Below are 17,920 nucleotides of genomic sequence, written 5' to 3'. Positions count from 1 at the left end.
TCTCTGGCATTGCCTGCCGCGATTTGAAAAGAAATCCATGATTATCGACCTCTACGGATTCGGCCCGGCGCTCGCCGCTGGCGCGCTGATGACTGTAAAACTGGCACTCTCGGCCCTGTGTCTCGGGCTGGTGCTCGGTTTGCTCGGCGCCTTGGCCAAGACTTCCCCGTACAAGCCGCTGCAATGGCTTGGCGGCACTTATTCGACACTGGTTCGCGGCATCCCGGAATTGCTCTGGGTGCTGTTGATCTACTTCGGCACGGTCAACCTGATGCGTGCCTTGGGCGAGTTTTTTGGCAACCCCGACCTCGAACTCAATGCCTTCGCCGCCGGCGTGATCGCGTTGGGCCTGTGTTTTGGGGCCTACGCCACCGAAGTGTTTCGGGGTGCGATCCTCGCCATTCCCAAAGGTCACCGTGAAGCAGGCGTTGCGTTGGGCCTGTCGAAATTTCGCATCTTCACCCGGCTGATCATGCCGCAGATGTGGCGCATCGCCCTGCCCGGCCTGGGCAACCTGTTCATGATCCTGATGAAAGACACCGCGCTGGTGTCGGTCATCGGCCTGGAAGAAATCATGCGTCACGCGCAGATCGGCGTGACCGTGTCCAAGCAACCGTTCACCTTCTATATGGTGGCGGCATTCATGTACCTGGGCCTGACGATTCTCGCCATGACCGGCATGCACTTCATGGAAAAACGCGCCGCTCGCGGCTTCGCGAGGAGCACCCAATGAACTGGGAAGTCATCATCAAGTGGCTGCCAAAACTGGCCCAGGGCGCAACGCTGACCCTGGAGCTTGTGGCCATTGCCGTGATCGCCGGCCTGTTGCTGGCGATTCCGCTGGGCATCGCGCGCTCGTCGCGCCTGTGGTGGGTGCGCGCATTCCCCTACGGCTACATCTTCTTTTTCCGTGGCACGCCGTTGCTGGTTCAGCTGTTTCTGGTCTACTACGGCCTAGCGCAGTTCGATGCGGTCCGTAACAGCTCGATGTGGCCATACCTGCGCGATCCGTTCTGGTGCGCCACGGCGACCATGACGCTGCACACCGCGGCCTACATCGCCGAGATCCTGCGCGGTGCGATTCAGGCGATTCCGCCGGGTGAAATCGAAGCGGCGCGCGCCCTGGGCATGTCCCGAGCCAAGGCGCTGTTCTACATCATCCTCCCCCGTGCGGCGCGCATCGGTTTGCCGGCGTACAGCAACGAAGTGATCCTGATGCTCAAGGCCAGTGCCCTGGCCAGCACCGTGACCCTGCTGGAACTGACCGGCATGGCCCGCACCATCATTGCCCGGACGTATTTGCCGGTGGAAATCTTCTTCGCCGCGGGCATGTTCTATCTGCTGATGGCTTACGTGCTGGTTCGCGGCTTCAAGCTGCTGGAGCGCTGGTTGCGCGTCGATGCCTGCCAGGGGCGTTGATTCCCGCGTGTTGACGGGCGAGGACTTGCTCGCCCGTTTCACGGCGCTGGATGCTTTTCTGATCGAGCATCAGGCGCTGTGGAAGCCTCGACCGTTTACTCATCTGCGGCTTCCTTGGGAAGCGTCCTACCCGGAGTTGGCGGTATGGCTACGCGGACGTTCGCTGGAAGACGCGGAAAACAGCCATAACCACCCTTGTCTGCTGGATGCACCGGAGCCGTTTGCTTCGCTGGCGACGTTATCCCAAGAGCTGGGCTCCGTGGGCGAGCTGCCGGCTCATGCACTCGAAGCGGCCGGGCATCGCTTGAATGTCGATGTGCCGGGACGCAAGTGGCAGCAGATCGAGGCGTTTGCCAGTCGGTTGTCGTTTGCTGTGCCACCCAAACATTGGCTGGACTGGTGTTCTGGCAAGGGCCACCTGGGGCGACGGTTGCTGCAACCCGGCCAATGGCTCACTTGTCTTGAGCACGATCCCGCATTGGTCCTCAGTGGCCAGATGCTCAGCCAGCGTCATCAACTGCATGCACTGCATGTTGAGCAGGATGTTCTTGCGCCTGATGCTGCCACTTTGCTGAACGCCGATCACACTCCTGTCGCACTGCACGCCTGTGGCGATCTGCATGTGCGATTGATTCAGCTCGCCAGCGCCGCCGGGTGCAAACAAATGGCGATTGCGCCGTGTTGCTATAACCGGATCAGTCTTCCTGCGTACCAGCCCGTTTCCTCTGTCGGATTACGCTCCGACCTACAGCTGTCACTCGATGATCTCTCACTCCCGATGAGCGAAACCGTCACCGCCGGTGCCCGCGTCCGACGTCAGCGCGATACGTCCATGGCCCGACGCCTGGCGTTCGACGTGTTGCAACGACAAGTGCGCGGCGTTGATGAATACCTGCCCACGCCTTCCCTGCCCAGCGCCTGGCTGGACAAATCCTTTGCCGATTACTGCCATCATTTGGCCGCACTTAAAGAGTTATCCACAATCGGCTCGCAGGATTGGTCAGGGCTCGAAGCCGCCGGTTGGAAGCGACTGGCAGAGGTTCGTAATCTGGAGCTGCTACGCGGACTTTTCCGACGCCCGTTGGAGCTCTGGCTGAACCTTGATCGAGCACTTTTCCTCGCCGAGCAGGGTTACACCGTTCGACTCGGCACCTTCTGTGAAACCCCACTCACACCGCGTAATTTCCTGTTGCTGGCGGAACGCATCTAAATGGCCACAGCCTGTGGATAACTCTGTTGATGAAATATCGTGGATCCAATATCCACGGCTGTTTCAGGGCTGAAACCAAACTGTTCAATTTTCGTACACTCGAATAAAAAACCGGAAAAACAGGCATTTGCGAGAAAATGCGAATGGATCCACATTTTCGATCCTAACCACGTGCATCGAAGGCGCCGTTGTGCATAAGCATTAAGCCAAAAGAACATAAACGCTCCTGAAATCCTCGACTATCTTTGCCATGCGCCAGAATTCTCTGGCGTCAGGGACAGCAAGGAGCTGGGAAAACATGAGCACATTGAACAGTGCGCAGGAAGCCGTCGATACCGTCGCCAACGAAGCCATTTACGCTGCGCTGCAGCAAACCTTCGCAGTGGGCGGCGCCATCATCAACAACGCAACGGGCGAGGTCATCGCCGCAATGCACAACAACGTGCTGATGCCTTTTCCCGGCAGCGGCACGACTTACTTTCTACCCCATGACCCGACCGCCCACGGAGAGCGACAGTTGGTGGATTGGTACTACGAAAACGTTGCGCCACTGAACCTGCCGCCGCCCAGCCAACTGACCGTTGTCACCACGCTCGACCCGTGCGCCATGTGCGCCGGCTCGCTGCTGACCGCAGGATTCAACGTCGCAGTCAGTGCGATCGATGACTACGCGGGCATCAACTACAACAGCCTGTTCAACTTTCCGTCGCTGCCGCCGCAAATCCGTCAGCAAGCGCAGAATACGTGGGGCTATTACGCGATTGCAGCGCCGGTCAGCCGCGCCTATCAGGGCTCGAACAGTCCTGTTTTTGCCAACCAGACGATCGATTCGGCAGCGTACTTCCTCTGCAGTTCGATCTTCTCCGCCAGCGTCAACACCGTGCGCGATGCCAGTAACAACAGTGGCCTGCCGCCGGATCAATTGAAAAACCCGGCCACCCTGCCGGCCAACAGCAAAGTGCGCCAGGCACTCACGGCGCTCAGCCCGTTTGCGCTGACCGTGCAATCATCGAACCCGCGTGATCCCGGCGCCGAGCTCGCGCCTCCCCTGCTGAAAACTGCGCAACAAAGCACGGTGTTCAATTCGGTGGCGTTGATCGATCCATTCGGCAACCTGCTGGTGTGTATGGGAGGTGTCGAGAACCAGTCGCCGATTCGTACAGCGTTCATGGAAACGACCCGCGGCTACGCCGTCATGCGCTGGACCCTGATGAACGACCCCGACCCGGCCGTACGCGCCGAAGCCGCGCAATACCTGACCCATCCGAAGTACGGCACCTTCGTCTTCCTCTACGCCCCCGACCCGACAACGCCACAGGCCGTGATGACCTTCGGCGCCTACGGCTCGACCATGGAAGGCCCCGTGCCGCAGAGCTATCCGTCCAACCTGCAATACGTGCTGCTGCCGGGCAATACCACCCCGCAAGCGTTGTCGACACTGGCTCAGAACCTGCCGCCGTTCTATACGCAAAGCGTGCAAGTGGCGCCCGCGCAGGTGTTGAGCCAGGACCTGATCAACGCGGTCAAAAACGGCGTGTAAGGCGTCAAAACATCCACCCGTTCCAGCCCCGCAGAAGCGTCTGCGGGGCTGGTCTTACGCCTGCGCAAAAATAGTCTGAATTCAGGGGTTTACAGAACCAACCCAATCGCTATAATCGTCGCCCTAACACGCCGGTATAGCTCAGTTGGTAGAGCAACTGACTTGTAATCAGTAGGTCCCGGGTTCGACTCCTGGTGCCGGCACCATATAAAACAACGACTTAGGCTCACCGCAAGGTGGGCCTTTTTCGTTTATGGGCTTTTTGGTCACCACTTTGGTCACCGTTTTTTTGATATGCCGCTGCTATCGCGCGACCGAGCCGCCACAGAGCGCGCGGTCTGTGGCCGAGACCGGCATGCACTGCAGCAAGATCGTCAACCCGCTATGAGCTAACCTCGACTTGGAGCAACTCACCGCCATGCTGCCGCTGACCAAGAACATTCCGCCCTGGGCCACCTCTCAAGCCGCGCCGTCGATATCCTGAAGAATCAGCCCAAGCGCGAGGATGGCCGGGGATTCAGGAGCTAACCAGACACCATCACCAAGGCGTTTCTGGACGCTTTAAATGATGCTCGAAACGCTTATAGGAGATGGCCTAGCCATGAAGGCCGCAGAACATAATGCCTTCAGCGCCTTTACAAGCCTCCGGATTGACAGCAGCGAACAAATGGCCGAGTATTAGTCCCAATCGCGCCCGATCCTCTGGTGCTGGCTAGTCCGGCATTATGTTTGGGCCTTCTTTTTTCTGGGGCATGGACGTTGCGGCAGCTCGCTCCACCAAAGCCATTCCGCACCTATCCCGATTTGGTCAACTTGTTGACCGCTCGTGGCATGGAAGTCCCAGATCCTCAGCGCGCCGAAGGCAAACTTGCTCAGATTGGCTACTACCGGCTCAGCGGCTACTGGTATCCAGCGAGAGATTTCGTAAAGAACGACCAGCAGCAGGTTGTTCTCTGCAACGTCACACAGAAGCCACTACGCCAAAGTCAGTTCCAACCGGGCGTCTCCTTTGACGATGCCGTTGCCCTCTATCTCTTCGACAAGCACCTAAGACAGCACATATTCGACGCAGTGGAACGAATCGAGATTCACCTCAGGACAGTGATTGCCCATGAGGTTGGATACCACGATCCCATGGCATACACCGACGTACAGTTCATCCAGCCGAAGCAGGCTAAGCCCTGGAAAGACAGGAAAGGCAATCAGCGGAATACCTGGGCTGAATGGCTTGTACGCCAGCAGGGCCTGGTGAACCGCAGCCAAGAAGACTGTATTGATTGGCACCGCAAAGCCCATAAGGCCATTCCGTTCTGGGTAGCGGTTGAAGCCTGGGACTTTGGTACGCTCTCGAAATACTTCGAGATACTCAAAGGTAACTACCAGAATCGTATTGCCGGCCGCCTGGGGATTAAGGACACAAGAGCCCTCACCCGATGGCTGCAAGAAATAAACACCCTGCGCAACCGATGCGCCCACCACACCCGGATCTGGAACCAGGTAATGGCAAACCCGTTACCAATGATTACCAGCGAGCCCTATTTTCAAGCCATTGCCTTGGACCAAAAAGCTCTGTCGCGATTCTATGGACTCACCGCAATCGTATGGTTCCTTGTTCAGCGCATCAACCCAAACTCGACATGGGCTCGTCATCTGGCCGACATCATCGACAGTAAGCCATCTTTGCCTGGATGCCCCTACACCGCGCTAGGACTGCCGGATGAAAATGGCTTTCCGAGAAAACTGTTCGGCATCGCGTAACTACCCAGCACACCCCACTACGAACTGCTCGCCGCCGCCCCCCCTAAACCAATAACGATTTTGCTCGTTGACGTTGAACAGATCTAACTGACAGGCTCCTGCATTGCACACAATGTTGGAGCAAGTGAATGCCCTCTTTACGCCCCTCGCAGATAACTCTCCAATCTCGGTCTGACGGAGGGCCATTCGTAGAGTTTCTGCTCCTTGATGGTGAAGGCATTCCGACCGACGTTGCTCTGCAGGCGGACAGCTGTGATGTCTATTTCAGCGACGTCACCGCGGACTTTGAAACCCCTGAAGCAGTAGAAACCTGGCATCGGATCCTGTCTGTTACTCCTAGCGAGATATGTATCTACCCAATTCATCAGCGGGGGGGAGGCGCGAACTATGGAACGCCTAAACATGACCCTATAAATGAAATTATCCTCGCTAGGCCTAAGGCCCACCCTTACAGCCTTCCAACAGATCGCGACGAGCTTGAAGGGCTACTCAGCGCACTTCCAGATGGCTTCGCGAAGGATTGGCAGATCGGCTTGGGCCTACTGTGGGAGTACCGTTTCATCGTTGATTCGATTGCCGATATAGGTGGTATACACACTGTCGTGATCCACGGCGAAGGTGGATCGGATGACGCGAGGATTTGCGGTAGTTCGTACTATCTTGGCATTGATCGATATTTGGAGTTGAAGCGCAGCCTTGATCGCTTAAGCCAAAGACACCAACGCGAGACTCGATCAGACAAGCAGTTGGTTTGCTACACCGGGTTAGCCCATGCAGCGGATCCGATTCAAAACCCTGAGCGGCCAAAGAAGCTTCCAGCCAACGTACTGACGGACCTTATCAAGCTCGGAAAAGGGCGATCGCAGCTGTCTATAGCAGACCAAAAGTCAGCGGTTCACCTGGTGAAAGACAACGCAGGGGTCATTGCCAAGAAGACACCTCTGATGCTGCTCGATCTCAAGGCGGACATTGAGCGGGTCACTCTCGGCGAGTTAATTGAACGCTACAAGAAGCTCATGTCGACCGACGCAAAGGAAGGTAAGTGGCAACAGTTTTTGGCCGACAATCCGTTCATCCTAGATATGGCCTTTTCCTTTCCAGTGAAGCTGGTCTGCGAACGGCCGTACGTGGGCAGCAAACGCTTCACTGGGCGAGGCGGGAACTATTCGGACTTCCTAGTGGCAGCAAAATCGACAGGCAACGTGGCGCTCATCGAGATCAAGCACCCGCAAAAAGATCTGCTGAAAACTCCAGCTTACAGGAATGATACGTATGGCCCCTCAGTCGAGCTGAGTGGTTCTATCGCACAAATAATCCATCAGCGGGCGAGCCTGCAGCGGGAAATTCTCCAGCTCAAAGAAGATCTAGAGGAGCCAGTACACGCGCACGCAGTTCCAGCCATCGTCGTAATTGGCAGCACACCGTCTGATAAACACCAGCGGCGCTCATTCGAACAATACCGAAATGCACTCAAGGATGTGACAGTGGTGACTTTTGATGAGCTGCAGCAACGCTTGGAAGACATTCACAAGGCACTGTCACCTTCAACGCCAGCAAGCTCAAATCTGAACCGGGACGCTAGGGCCGAGGAGGACGACGTTCCGTTCTAGACCTCACCCAGAGTAGCGACTGGGGTGAGTGCAGTGCCGCTCTCAGCTACGAGCTAACGGCTACAAAGTGACCAACGAAACAAACGCGCCAGTCGCCTCTAAGCGGTGCCTTAAACGCATAGCCTGCGATTTTGGAGCGGCGATTGCCAGCAACCGTTGGGCACGCGAAGCCCCTACATAGATCTTGCGCACCTCTTCGCTACTGGTGGCTGGGCTGCCAGTATTTAGATAGTCGAGAATCCCCTTCGCCGTGCGCGACGACATCACTACACACACCGCCGGGAACTCCAACCCCTTCACGCTATGAATCGTTCGGGCGCAATGCCCGCTCGGTGGGGCGAAGGATAGTGCTTTCTCCAGGTCGGCATTGCGGCGGAGTCGCTGGTTAATCGTCGGGCCTTCGTTTGGCAGTAGCGGCGCGAGTAGGCTGCGGGCATGGTTGAGCCATGCGTCGGCCGTCCCGAAGCGAATCGGGTCATAGCGAAGAGCATCGACCAGTTTGAGGACCCGCGGTCGCCACGAGTTCGATTCGATCTCGGCGTCTGAAATATGCTGATGATAGGTCTTATCGGCGGTATGACCTTCTAGCTCCAGCATCAATTTGTGGATCGCTTCGAGCGCCTCCTTCCGGCCACCGAGTTCGAACGAGAAATGATAGTCGCTGACCGCAACGGCTAGCCGATAGCTCAGATCTTTGATACCGCTGTTGGTGGGATGGCCTAGCGCGTTAGCGCCGCCGAGCCGGGTCGCAGCTACGACTGGGCAATCGCGGGCGTCAAGGCCGAGCGCTTCAGTCAGCTCGCGGAACTTGGCTCCGACACTGGAGGGCACACTGTTGCCCGGATAGGCCAAGATGTAGATAGGGGACGGCTCGTCGCTATGGGCCCCAAGCGCATCGTCGGTGATCGCACACATATCTGGCACACGCAGCGCCATGATCGCCTTGGTGATATGACGGCTCGACCGGAAATTACCGGTCATAGGCAATTGCTCATGCGGCGCGAAACTTTGACCGAAGGCAAAGAGTTGCTCGGTCACGCCACCGCGAAAGCCATAGATCGACTGGTGGGGATCACAGATCACCTTCACTGGGAGGTGGATGGAGCGAAACCAGTCGATGATTTCCAAGTCCGACGGATTGCAGTCTTGGGCCTCATCGACGATTAGCTCTTCAAAGCGGGCTGCGAACGCGCGCGCTAAGACGGATGAAGAGTCCGGATCTCGCAACCGAGCAAGCGCAATGTCGCGGGCATCAGCGAAATCCAACTCGCCACGCTCAAGGAAAAGTGCGCGAATCTTGCGCGCGGCGGTTTCATGCGCATTGATGCGCCCCCGGAAACCATGCCGCGTAAGTGCAGCCGGGATTGCATTACCGGTCGTTCGGTCAAAACACTCTAGCGGAAGTGACTGAGCCTTCGCATAAGGCTGGATTTGGCGATGCTCCTTATCTGGAATCAGGCGGGGACGCGTCGCGCAGCCGGGCACTCCAAAAGGCGCAATCAGGAACTGCCATAGGAACCCATCAAAGGTTCCTATGAAGTGAGGAAATGCTGGAGTCTTAAGCAACCCCTCGCGGCGCAACCGCCCCTCCAGCTCGGACACGGCAGCTATCGTGAAGGACAGAAAGGCAATACCGCGCCCATCCGACCGCTCGGCCAGGAGGCTCCGCGCCCGCTCCACCAGCACACGGGTCTTACCCGCGCCAGGACAAGCTGCGACAAAAGCAGAGCCCGCATGGCCGATGACGCGCGTCTGTTCGCCCGTGGGCGTGAAAGAGCGGGAGCTCATTCGACTAACGCGCTGATCGCGCGCGCGAGATAGGCAGGCACAACGAACACTTGGCCGTTGTTGATCGCCTCGGCGAGTAGCTGGGCGAAATCGCCTTTACGGGTAGTCTCAAACAGCTTCTGGATCGCAAGCGCCTGATCGTCGCCGGTCTCGGCAACGGCCGTGTCCCATTTTGCTTCCGAGCGCGGGTGAAGCTGAAGATAGACAGCCTTCATCAAGACCCCATTGCCTGCGCGAACGAGTTCGGTCTCAAGCGAATAGTCGTTGATCACCACCTTGATGAGTCCCTCAGCACCGAGCTTGGTCGCAACGGCCTCCAAACTCGCCTTACGGAGCGCGCCCGGTCGTTCTTGGGTCTCGGGCAGACCACCCCCATCACCGTCAGTGAGCACAACCAGACGATCGCAAATGCGTACCTCGTTGAACGAGGTCAAAAGGAACTTGGCATAGGGCTCAAAGTCGACACCGTCGATTGGCACAAAGACAGCAGAGCGGAATAGCCTCAGCTTCTCGGGGCTATCCTTAAGCACGAGCTTCTTGGCAATCACAGGTAGGAGCAGAGCCTCGGCGATACCTTCGGCCAGAAGCACACGCCCACCGAACAAGAAAGCAGACTTGGTGACGTCGAGATAGCGGTCGATCTTTCGGCGCTCAACCGGATCTAGTGCGAGCGACGCCAGCGGAATGCAGCGTGTCTCACGGCGAGGTAGAGGCGCAGGTTTCGCCGCTTTCGCATCGGCTGCTACAGGCACTTCGATAGGGGTGACCGCCTCGGGTATGAAGGATCGGAAGAACACCAATTTTTTGCTCTCTACCCACGCTGAGATATTGGGCGAATGAGTAGCGACGATAACCTGCAACTGGCCGGCGGGCCCTTCATAGCCAGGTCTTGGCTGCCGAGACTTCTCCGCCTGCTCTTCCAGAAAGCAGAGCACGGCGGCCTGGAGTTGGGGATGGAGATGTGCCTCCGGCTCCTCGACTAGAAACAGGGTCAAATCAGCGTCGTTAACCTTTTCCAGCTCAACCGCAATCGTCGCCATGTAGAGCAAATTGGCATAGCCATGACCCGAGTAGCGCAAATCCTCAGGCTCGACACCATGGTCAGCGAGCTTGAAGCGCAGGTCACGAGCAATATCAATTAGCTTCTCATCATTGGCGAAGCCCAGCGATGTTGTCTGCTGGCGAACGCCAGAGGTAAGGGCGCTAAGACCGACCTCAACAGCGCCCCCAACCTTCCCAAGGATTTCCGCTGAGGCATCGCGCCGCAGCGACCGTGCCAGAGCCTCAGGATCACCACCATCAAGGAAGTGGTTCAGGAGGGCATAAATGCGTGTTGGATTGCCCGAAGCGAGTGCTCTTTTAGCATCGCGGAGCGGTGGTAAATAGACGTGCCGAATCATGTCATGACAGCCAGGCTCCGGAGCACCTTGTTGGTGGCCGGACCACAAAACTGGCCTTACCGGAAAGCGTCCGCTGCTCTCGTCATAGCGCAAGCCGAAGATGCTGCCCGAAATCGCGTGATCGGTCGCCGCCGAGATTAGGCGTCCCTGCTGTGCGGGGCTAAGTTCTTCGAATCGCCCAATAAGCTCAAACTGACGCCTGGCACTTCCGAAGCGGATATCGGTCGTCTCGCAATAGAGCTCACGACGACCACTCAACGGCATTGTCAAAAGCCGAATAGCGTCAATCGCGTTACTCTTGCCGCCGTTATTCTCCCCAACAAGGATGGTTAGATCGTTACAAAGCGGGATTTCAAGCTGCTCAATGGAGCGAAAGTTGCTGACTGTCAATGTCTTCAGGTACATCGTCCCTCCGGCTTTTGCGAGAATTAGAAAGCCACAGTACCAGTCGGATCCAAGACTTTTAGGCGGCTAGAACAGGGGCGATTATCCAGGGTCGTCACACCAGGGGCAGAGACGCAAAGAGCAAAGTCGACTCCGTATGGCAGCTGGATATGCCGCACCTCTCCGTAGCTGATCTCAGCAATGCGAGAGACAACCCCTTGATCGTTGATGATGTCCGGAACGTTCACCTTTGTAACGAACTCAGTCCCCGCCCAACTCCGCCGCCCTTCGGATCCAACTTGATACTGTAGGTCAACTTTTACTTTTGCTGCATCAGCGCCAACCGATACGATCTCTATTCGGCTGGTGAGATTCACGATTCCCAAAGCACACGCAGTCATCTGCTGGTTGCATTGGCGAACATCTAGAGGTTGGTAGCTGATTGCATCGCGTGCGCCGGCGGGACCGTAGAGCAAACGCCCCATCCCTACCCCCATACCCGGGTAGCCTGAGAGATCAGTTGTCCCTGCGTAGTGGTCAACAACAACAGCCCGCTGGTCTGCTCCTCCCAAATTTGCACATCCACCCAGGATGGCCAGGGCAAAAACCACTCCACCACACACAACAGAACGCATGCCGCTCCCCTTTTGAACAATAAATGAAATTCGGTGACCATCCGATTCTAAGGCCATTAACCGAGCAGTAGGGGCGAGATGAGTGACGCAAAGATGGGACGAATGATGGATCGCATCGCGCTAGGTCGATTGGCCGAGGCTTATGCCCACTTCTTTGCGCACTGCGGCAACCATCGCCGAGCCATGCAGATGACCTGCAAGGCTGCAATTCGAGCGGGTTACAAGCCTTGCGCCTGCTGGGTTAGTGCCACCGCGCTAGCAGCTAGACAACACACCCATAGCGTTGCGTTCACCAAAGGCGATTCGCCCTCTTATCTGATCATCATGGTTGGCCGGGTTGGAATCGACTATGAGTTGAATCCTATGTTTAGCCCAACCATTGGAACGCCTGGCTGGAAACTGATTGAGGGCGAGGCCGCCGACCAGTACCAAGCTTGGGGTCTATCCCGCGAGGCGGACGAAATCGAGTATGAGATAGCTAGCTGAAACAAGAGGTGCCGTGCCTAACATGGGAGTCCTGGCTTGAATCAGTAGTGAGCATTCTTATACGATCAACGCAGGCTGGATCGCAGCCTGCTGCCCACCTTGGCAAACCCGAATGGGACGATTCACTTCATACTTAATGCGTTTGGGATTCCCTGTGCGGATCTCGGCAGTGGGCACCGGCACTCCGCGAACAGAGGAGCCTCAACATGCAACGCATTTCCCTCGTTTCGCAAAAAGCCATCTCTCGCCTGAAGCAGCGTGCTCGTCGCATGAAGCGAGAAAAAGATATCCCGCATCACGAAGCCCTTGAGATCACAGCGAAAGCTGCAGGTTTTGATAACTGGCATCAAGCAGCCGAAGCTGCGGAGAAGTGCAAACCAATTGAGGATGCATACTTCCGCGGATTTCTGCTGGCTTTCGACCCATCAGAAGTGCCTGACACAGAGGATGAGGACTCCCCTATCAGATGGGAGCCTTACGCCTTCGAGTTTCTGCAAGATCGACTGTTTGAAAACTATGCCAGTCAGCTTGACGAAGAAGATCCTGACGAAAGGCCGATTTCTGAGACGCGGGATCCGCGAGATCTTAAGGAGTACTTCAGCGATGACTGGAGCAGTATGTACTTCTTCCGACTCAAGCGCCCCGAACAGGTGACCACGATCGAACACGTTTTGTCGCTGGTGAGTAAGCATTCCTTCTGGCCCCCATACTTTGTCTTCTTCAAGGGAAAACTGGTGGATACCTATGGACAACCAGCGCTGAACGCCGACGGTGACGTGGTGGGCATTCGCTTCTAACGGTGGAAAAATCCTTCAGTCTTGCCGTGTACGGTAAGTCACTAATTGGTGATGCTCCGTGCATGGCTTGTCGTCATGCGAGGTTGGATCTCTCCACAATTGAGCCAGTATCCAGGCATCCTGCGGGGCGAGATGACGCCGATCGTATAATTGCACCTGACTTGACCACGCGGTTACATTGGTCTTGGCAAGTGCTAACACTCACCCTAGATATCGCACTTTGATCGGATGGGAATTGCAATGGAATGCTTTCGAATCGATGAAAGCGGTTACACCGGCTTCGACCTGCTTAACCCTGAGCAACGGTTCCAGGGGGCGGCGGCCATCGCAATCGACGATGACCAGGCCAGGCGCTTGATCCAGGAGCACTTTCCCAAGCTACAGGCGGACGAGCTCAAGTATCGGGCTCTGGCACGCCGCCCAGCCAACCACCCGCGTTTGTTGGCACTACTGCGCGACCTGCTAACCCAGCATAAATGCGTGACCTACGTCTGCGACAAGCGCTTCCTTCTGCTGCTGATGTTCCTGGACTACGCAGTAGAGCCTTTCTACTACGAGCGCGGGATCGACTTCTATGAGGATGGGCAGAACTACTCGCTCGCATCGCTGCTGTACGTGACAGGTCCGACGCTCCTCGGGGAAGGCGCTCTTGACCGGTTGCTGGCTTGTTTCCAACGTGCAGTAAAGGAGAAAAGCCCGGAGGCGCTTGCCGATCTGGTCGAGGCCGCTCGCGCCTCGCGCTGGCGGGAACTGCCAGAAGCACTGGGCCCCTTGGCGCAGTTTGCGGCGCCGGAATGCCTGCAAGCGATCGCCACCCCAGGCGTCACCACAGACGCCGCCCTCGTAGTACTGCAGTCGCTGATCAGCCGGATGGAAGCCATGGCCTACGGTCCCTATTGGGTCGAACACGATCAGTCCAAGAACCTGCTCACCTACCACGACTTACTACAGCGCTTTATTCACCACGAGGACGCGATCACGTTTCGCCAGTCGGAGATCGCGAGCATCACCTTTCCACTCAAGCTCCAGTCGGTGACGCAGGTCGACTCCAAGACTAGTCCCGCGGTGCAACTGGCGGACGTAATGATCGGCGCGACCATAGAGGCGGCGAACACACTCACGGGTCAACGTGGCGGGTCGCTGGATGCCCAGAGGGTCTTGGCCCTCTATGCAGATCATCAGTTGATCCACATGCTGCCTTCGATCGATTTCGAGGAACAGAAACGCTTCCGCCAGGGGACCCAGGCGGCGCAGACAATCGACTATTTCGCCCAGAACTTCCACAAGCCATAACGGCGGATGAAAGTAAAACCCGACCGCACGCCACGGAGCGAGAGGCCGATCAACACCGTCACGGACGCAGCCGAAAGCGTCTTTCTATCTAGAGGGTTGCATGGCAAGCATTCATTCGGAGTACCACCGCTTCCTTTCACACCTGGCGCAGCGAGAGGTGCATGACGACGTTCGCCGGCTCGCGCACTTGGTACTCAATCATTTGCAGCCATTTGCGGAGGTCGGCGCCGCGCGCCGCGGACGGTCAACGCGCCTCGCGCCGCTGGCCGTGGCGCATCTGGCGCAGATGCCTGTCGCGTACGATGGGGATGCTCGCGGGCCTGAAGCCGGTCCAGTGCTGAGGCACCTGCACCAGCTTGATGTGGGGCCATTTCGCGGGTTCATGCGGCAGGAAACATTCGACCTCAGCCATGACATCACCCTGGTCTACGGTGCCAACGGTACCGGCAAAAGCAGTTTCTGCGAGGCGCTGGAAGTGGCAATGCTCGGTTCCATCAGCGAAGCGCAGGTTAAGAGGGTCGACCAACGCACCTACTGCAACAACGCCCGCCTACGTCGCCATGTCGCTCCAGTGTTGTCGGCTAGGGGAGCAGACGAAGTTGAGGTCGTACAGCCCGATGAATCCGAATACCGCTTCTGCTTCATCGAAAAGAACCGCCTCGACGACTTCGCTCGCATCGCAGCACGGACCCCGGGCGATCAGCGACAGCTCATCGCAACCTTGTTCGGCGTGGATCAATTCAGCGAATTCGTGCGAGGCTTCAATCCGTCGCTCGATCAGGATCTTATGCTAATCGGGGCCCAGGCTTCTCAACTGGCACAGCGCCGCCTGCAGCTGGCGAGCTCTGAACAGACGATCACTGCATACCCGCAAAAGGTCGCAGGAATCGAGGGTCTAGAGCACGCTCTAGCACAGCGCATGTCGCCTGGTGCGACGTACCAAGCTTGCGTCGACTGGTTGCTCGGCACTCCGCAGCAACAAGGACGACTGCCGTATGTGCAAGCCCAGCTTGATGCGGTTCCGCCTGCCATCCACGAGGTGACCCTGGCCCAGCTGCAGGCACTGCTGGCAGAGGCCTACCGCCTTCAGGGCCTGTGGCAGGAGTCGTCCGGGCAGCTCGCGAACCGCGCTGGCGAAGTGTCGTATGCCAAACTCTATGAGGCGGTGCTGGCCCTAGCCGACGGGGCAACGGCTTGCCCTGCATGCGGCACAGGGCTGGCCGCTGTGGCACAAGACCCTTTCGCCAAAGCGCGCGCAGGCTTGGAGCAGCTTGCACAACTGGCCGCCCTTCAGCAGAACGAGGCCAGCCTTCGGACTCAGGTGAGTGAGGCAGTTCGAGCGCTGTGGGACGAGATGCGTCGTGTGGTCGCGGTTGCTGCGAACGTGTGTCTTGCGGAAATACAGGCGGCGGGTCTGCCTGTGTTGCCTCCCACCGCTGCAGGAAACTGGCTGGGTGCCTGGGTTGATGGGGAGCGACACCCTTGGAACGCTCTGCTGCAGATCGCCGAGATCATCGAACGCGCCGACGCGCAGGCTCGTGAAGTCCATGACCAACGCGGCACGCTTACCCAGGAGCGGGACAGGTTAGATCAGCATCGTCTGGAGATCGAACGACTGCGAACGATGCGCACTACGGCGGATCAGGAACTGACCGCCGCTCGCCAGACAGTGGCACTGTTCGATGAGGTGAATCGCGAAATGATCCAAGCCGTCGAGGCAGAAGTGCCTGTGGTGGCGCACCATCAGCGGGTCAAGGCCGCCTACGACAGTTTTCTGCCAGAGATCCAGGCCTATTTGGCCGCGCTGCCGGGCGAGCTACTTCAAGGCTTGGGGGAACAAGCCCGCAATCTGTACAACGCATTCAATCGTGGTGATCCGCCCAGCGACCTGTTGCATGCGCTGTGGCTTCCGGTGGCAGAGAACGGCAAGATCGAAGTGGAGTTCGCCGGGGAACCGGGCGTGCGCTATGACGCACTGATCGTCTTCAGCGAAGGACATATCAAGTGCCTGGGCCTTGCGATTCTGCTGGCTAAGAACATTGCACAGGGCTGCCCCGTGGTCATCTTCGATGACGTCGTTAACGCGATCGACGATGACCATCGCGATGGCATTTGGCGCACCTTCTTCGAGGACGGTCTGTTGGACGGTAAGCAAGTTATTCTGACCTCGCACGCAGAGGAGTTTCTGCATCGGATCCAGCAGGAGCTTGGTGCGCGACGCTCCGCGGCTATCAAGCGCTACAAGTTCTTGCCACATAACGGCGAGCACGAGTTGCGCGTCGACACCGCCCCGCCGACAAAAAATTACGTTCTGCTGGCCCAGCAGGCATTGGCGGGCGACGAAAAGCGCGAAGCGCTGCGTCAAGCGCGGCCCGCGCTGGAGAGCCTGACCGATCGCATCTGGACTTGGTTGGGGCGGCGCACCGATGGCCGCATTGAGCTCAAGCTCGGTGGACCGCGCTCGCCGTGGGAACTGAATAACAAATGCGGCAAGCTGCGGTCAGCTGTTGGCCGCATCGCAGATCAGTATGCTGGCACCACAGATGTCGTTGCTGCACTGGATCGCCTACTAGGCATCGGTGCGGGAAGTATCGAGTGGGGTTATCTCAACAGCGGCGTGCATGACTCGCAGCGCGACCACGAATTCGACCGTGCCACGGTACGAACCATTGTCGAATCTGTCACAGCATTGGACGCAGCATTAGAGGGGCTAATGAGCCGCTGATTCTGATTGGATTTCGCCGCAATTCCTCTCCTCGATTCCCTTGATTACCTGCGTAGATTTTCATTGAGCTATAGCCGTGTACGGAGGGTGGTCATGCGGGATTGGTTTTCTCGGCGAGCGCGGCGAAAAGGCGGGCATCTTGGAGGGCGTGGTGGGGCGGTTCATCGCCACCATAGTCGGCATCGAGGTCGATGGTGAGTTGCCTGGGCTCCGGTCGTACATTGGCCGGTAATCCTGTAGGGCCTGCGAGCCACAGCAACAAGGGCCAGTCGTGGTCGGGGGCGTCTGTGATTATCTCTACCGAGCCCAGCGCATCTAGGAAGACTAGGAGCTCGCCCCTGGCCTCGTCGGTGGTGTGGCCGTGACTGGCGTAATCGAGGAGAGGGAGCACTGTCTCCAAGACGAAAGGGGAACAGTCGGCCAGCGTCCAGGAGTCGGTCAACTCGACATAGAACTCGGGGCCTCCGGGTACTACCAGGGCGATGCTGATCAGCTTCGCCCTATAGCGGTTCAGACTGGTGAATTCGGTGTCGAGGTAGGCGCGGCGCATCGTCATCCGAGGTTGCTCCGTTGAGCTATGCACCGTGCATAGCTCGCTCTGCGATGTCTTCGATCCGATCGACGGGCTGTCATGCGAAAATCTTAAGCTATGCACGGTGCATAGGTTGCCAATATGTAGTTCACAACGCGACTCCCGACCTCGACCGGGTTCTATATGTCCACTCCGCGGGCGCTAGCCGAAAGGGAAGTGGCTGCGCCGAATTCGAGTTGACGCCTGACCGCTGGCCCAATAACCTGATCAGCAAGAATAACCCCCACGCCTCGGGCCGGCCTGCCGGTACTGCGCACCAGGGGGTTAGTTTTTTTGCAGGGTA

The 17,920-nt window shown here is 57.7% G+C and carries 14 protein-coding genes and 1 tRNA gene; 11 read left to right on the top strand and 4 right to left on the bottom strand.

Annotation, left to right across the window (positions count from 1 at the left end):
- Positions 1-37: 37 nt before the first annotated feature.
- From B723_RS06850 to B723_RS06820, 7 genes are all read left to right on the top strand, one after another.
- Positions 38-733: an ABC transporter permease gene (locus tag B723_RS06850; RefSeq protein ID WP_017336014.1), complete on the top strand. Its 696-nt coding sequence runs from the start codon at positions 38-40 to the stop codon at positions 731-733.
- Positions 730-1,419, top strand: a complete 690-nt coding sequence (locus tag B723_RS06845) for an ABC transporter permease (protein WP_008024975.1) — start codon at positions 730-732, stop codon at positions 1,417-1,419. The genes B723_RS06850 and B723_RS06845 overlap by 4 nt, the downstream gene beginning before the upstream one ends.
- Positions 1,400-2,629, top strand: a complete 1,230-nt coding sequence (locus B723_RS06840) for a methyltransferase (RefSeq protein ID WP_017336013.1) — start codon at positions 1,400-1,402, stop codon at positions 2,627-2,629. The genes B723_RS06845 and B723_RS06840 overlap by 20 nt, the downstream gene beginning before the upstream one ends.
- A 298-nt stretch (positions 2,630-2,927) precedes the next feature.
- Positions 2,928-4,169 carry a nucleoside deaminase gene (locus B723_RS06835; protein WP_017336012.1) on the top strand — a complete coding sequence of 414 codons (1,242 nt, stop codon included), beginning with the start codon at positions 2,928-2,930 and terminating at the stop codon, positions 4,167-4,169.
- A 130-nt stretch (positions 4,170-4,299) separates the two neighbouring features.
- Positions 4,300-4,375: transfer RNA gene (locus tag B723_RS06830), tRNA-Thr, on the top strand.
- A gap of 523 nt (positions 4,376-4,898) precedes the next feature.
- Positions 4,899-5,927 (top strand): Abi family protein, encoded by a 1,029-nt coding sequence (locus tag B723_RS06825; protein WP_238588313.1) that lies wholly within the window; start codon positions 4,899-4,901, stop codon positions 5,925-5,927.
- Positions 5,928-6,055: 128 nt separating this feature from the next.
- A complete protein-coding gene (locus B723_RS06820; protein ID WP_017336008.1) occupies positions 6,056-7,537 on the top strand; it encodes a Shedu immune nuclease family protein in 1,482 nt (493 codons plus the stop codon).
- 60 nt (positions 7,538-7,597) lie between these two features.
- Here the strand turns inward: B723_RS06820 and B723_RS06815 are convergent, their stop codons facing one another.
- From B723_RS06815 to B723_RS06805, 3 genes are read right to left on the bottom strand one after another with little or no spacing between them, the layout of a single operon-like run.
- Positions 7,598-9,325 (bottom strand): UvrD-helicase domain-containing protein, encoded by a 1,728-nt coding sequence (locus B723_RS06815; RefSeq protein WP_017336007.1) that lies wholly within the window; start codon positions 9,323-9,325, stop codon positions 7,598-7,600.
- Positions 9,322-11,130 carry an ATP-dependent nuclease gene (locus B723_RS06810; protein WP_017336006.1) on the bottom strand — a complete coding sequence of 603 codons (1,809 nt, stop codon included), beginning with the start codon at positions 11,128-11,130 and terminating at the stop codon, positions 9,322-9,324. Before B723_RS06810 ends, B723_RS06815 begins: the two co-directional genes overlap by 4 nt.
- A gap of 23 nt (positions 11,131-11,153) precedes the next feature.
- Positions 11,154-11,744 (bottom strand): hypothetical protein, encoded by a 591-nt coding sequence (locus B723_RS06805; RefSeq protein WP_144425207.1) that lies wholly within the window; start codon positions 11,742-11,744, stop codon positions 11,154-11,156.
- Between the two features lie 102 nt (positions 11,745-11,846).
- Here B723_RS06805 and B723_RS06795 point away from each other — a divergent pair, with 102 nt between their 5' ends.
- From B723_RS06795 to B723_RS06780, 4 genes are all read left to right on the top strand, one after another.
- Positions 11,847-12,230: a hypothetical protein gene (locus B723_RS06795; RefSeq protein ID WP_017336003.1), complete on the top strand. Its 384-nt coding sequence runs from the start codon at positions 11,847-11,849 to the stop codon at positions 12,228-12,230.
- A gap of 206 nt (positions 12,231-12,436) precedes the next feature.
- Positions 12,437-13,027, top strand: a complete 591-nt coding sequence (locus tag B723_RS06790) for a hypothetical protein (protein WP_017336002.1) — start codon at positions 12,437-12,439, stop codon at positions 13,025-13,027.
- A gap of 240 nt (positions 13,028-13,267) precedes the next feature.
- The gene (locus B723_RS06785; RefSeq protein WP_017336001.1) at positions 13,268-14,320 is read left to right on the top strand and encodes a DUF3800 domain-containing protein; all 1,053 of its coding nucleotides are present in this window, start codon (positions 13,268-13,270) and stop codon (positions 14,318-14,320) included.
- Between the two features lie 100 nt (positions 14,321-14,420).
- Positions 14,421-17,045: an AAA family ATPase gene (locus B723_RS06780; protein ID WP_017336000.1), complete on the top strand. Its 2,625-nt coding sequence runs from the start codon at positions 14,421-14,423 to the stop codon at positions 17,043-17,045.
- A gap of 91 nt (positions 17,046-17,136) precedes the next feature.
- Here the strand turns inward: B723_RS06780 and B723_RS06775 are convergent, their stop codons facing one another.
- Positions 17,137-17,601, bottom strand: coding sequence for a hypothetical protein (locus tag B723_RS06775; protein ID WP_017335999.1), 465 nt, complete (start codon positions 17,599-17,601; stop codon positions 17,137-17,139).
- Positions 17,602-17,920 lie beyond the last annotated feature (319 nt).

This window comes from Pseudomonas fluorescens NCIMB 11764 (assembly GCF_000293885.2).
GTDB lineage: Bacteria > Pseudomonadota > Gammaproteobacteria > Pseudomonadales > Pseudomonadaceae > Aquipseudomonas > Aquipseudomonas fluorescens_B.
Note: the sequence above shows the minus strand (reverse complement) of the source record. Positions and strands in the feature narration are given on the sequence as shown.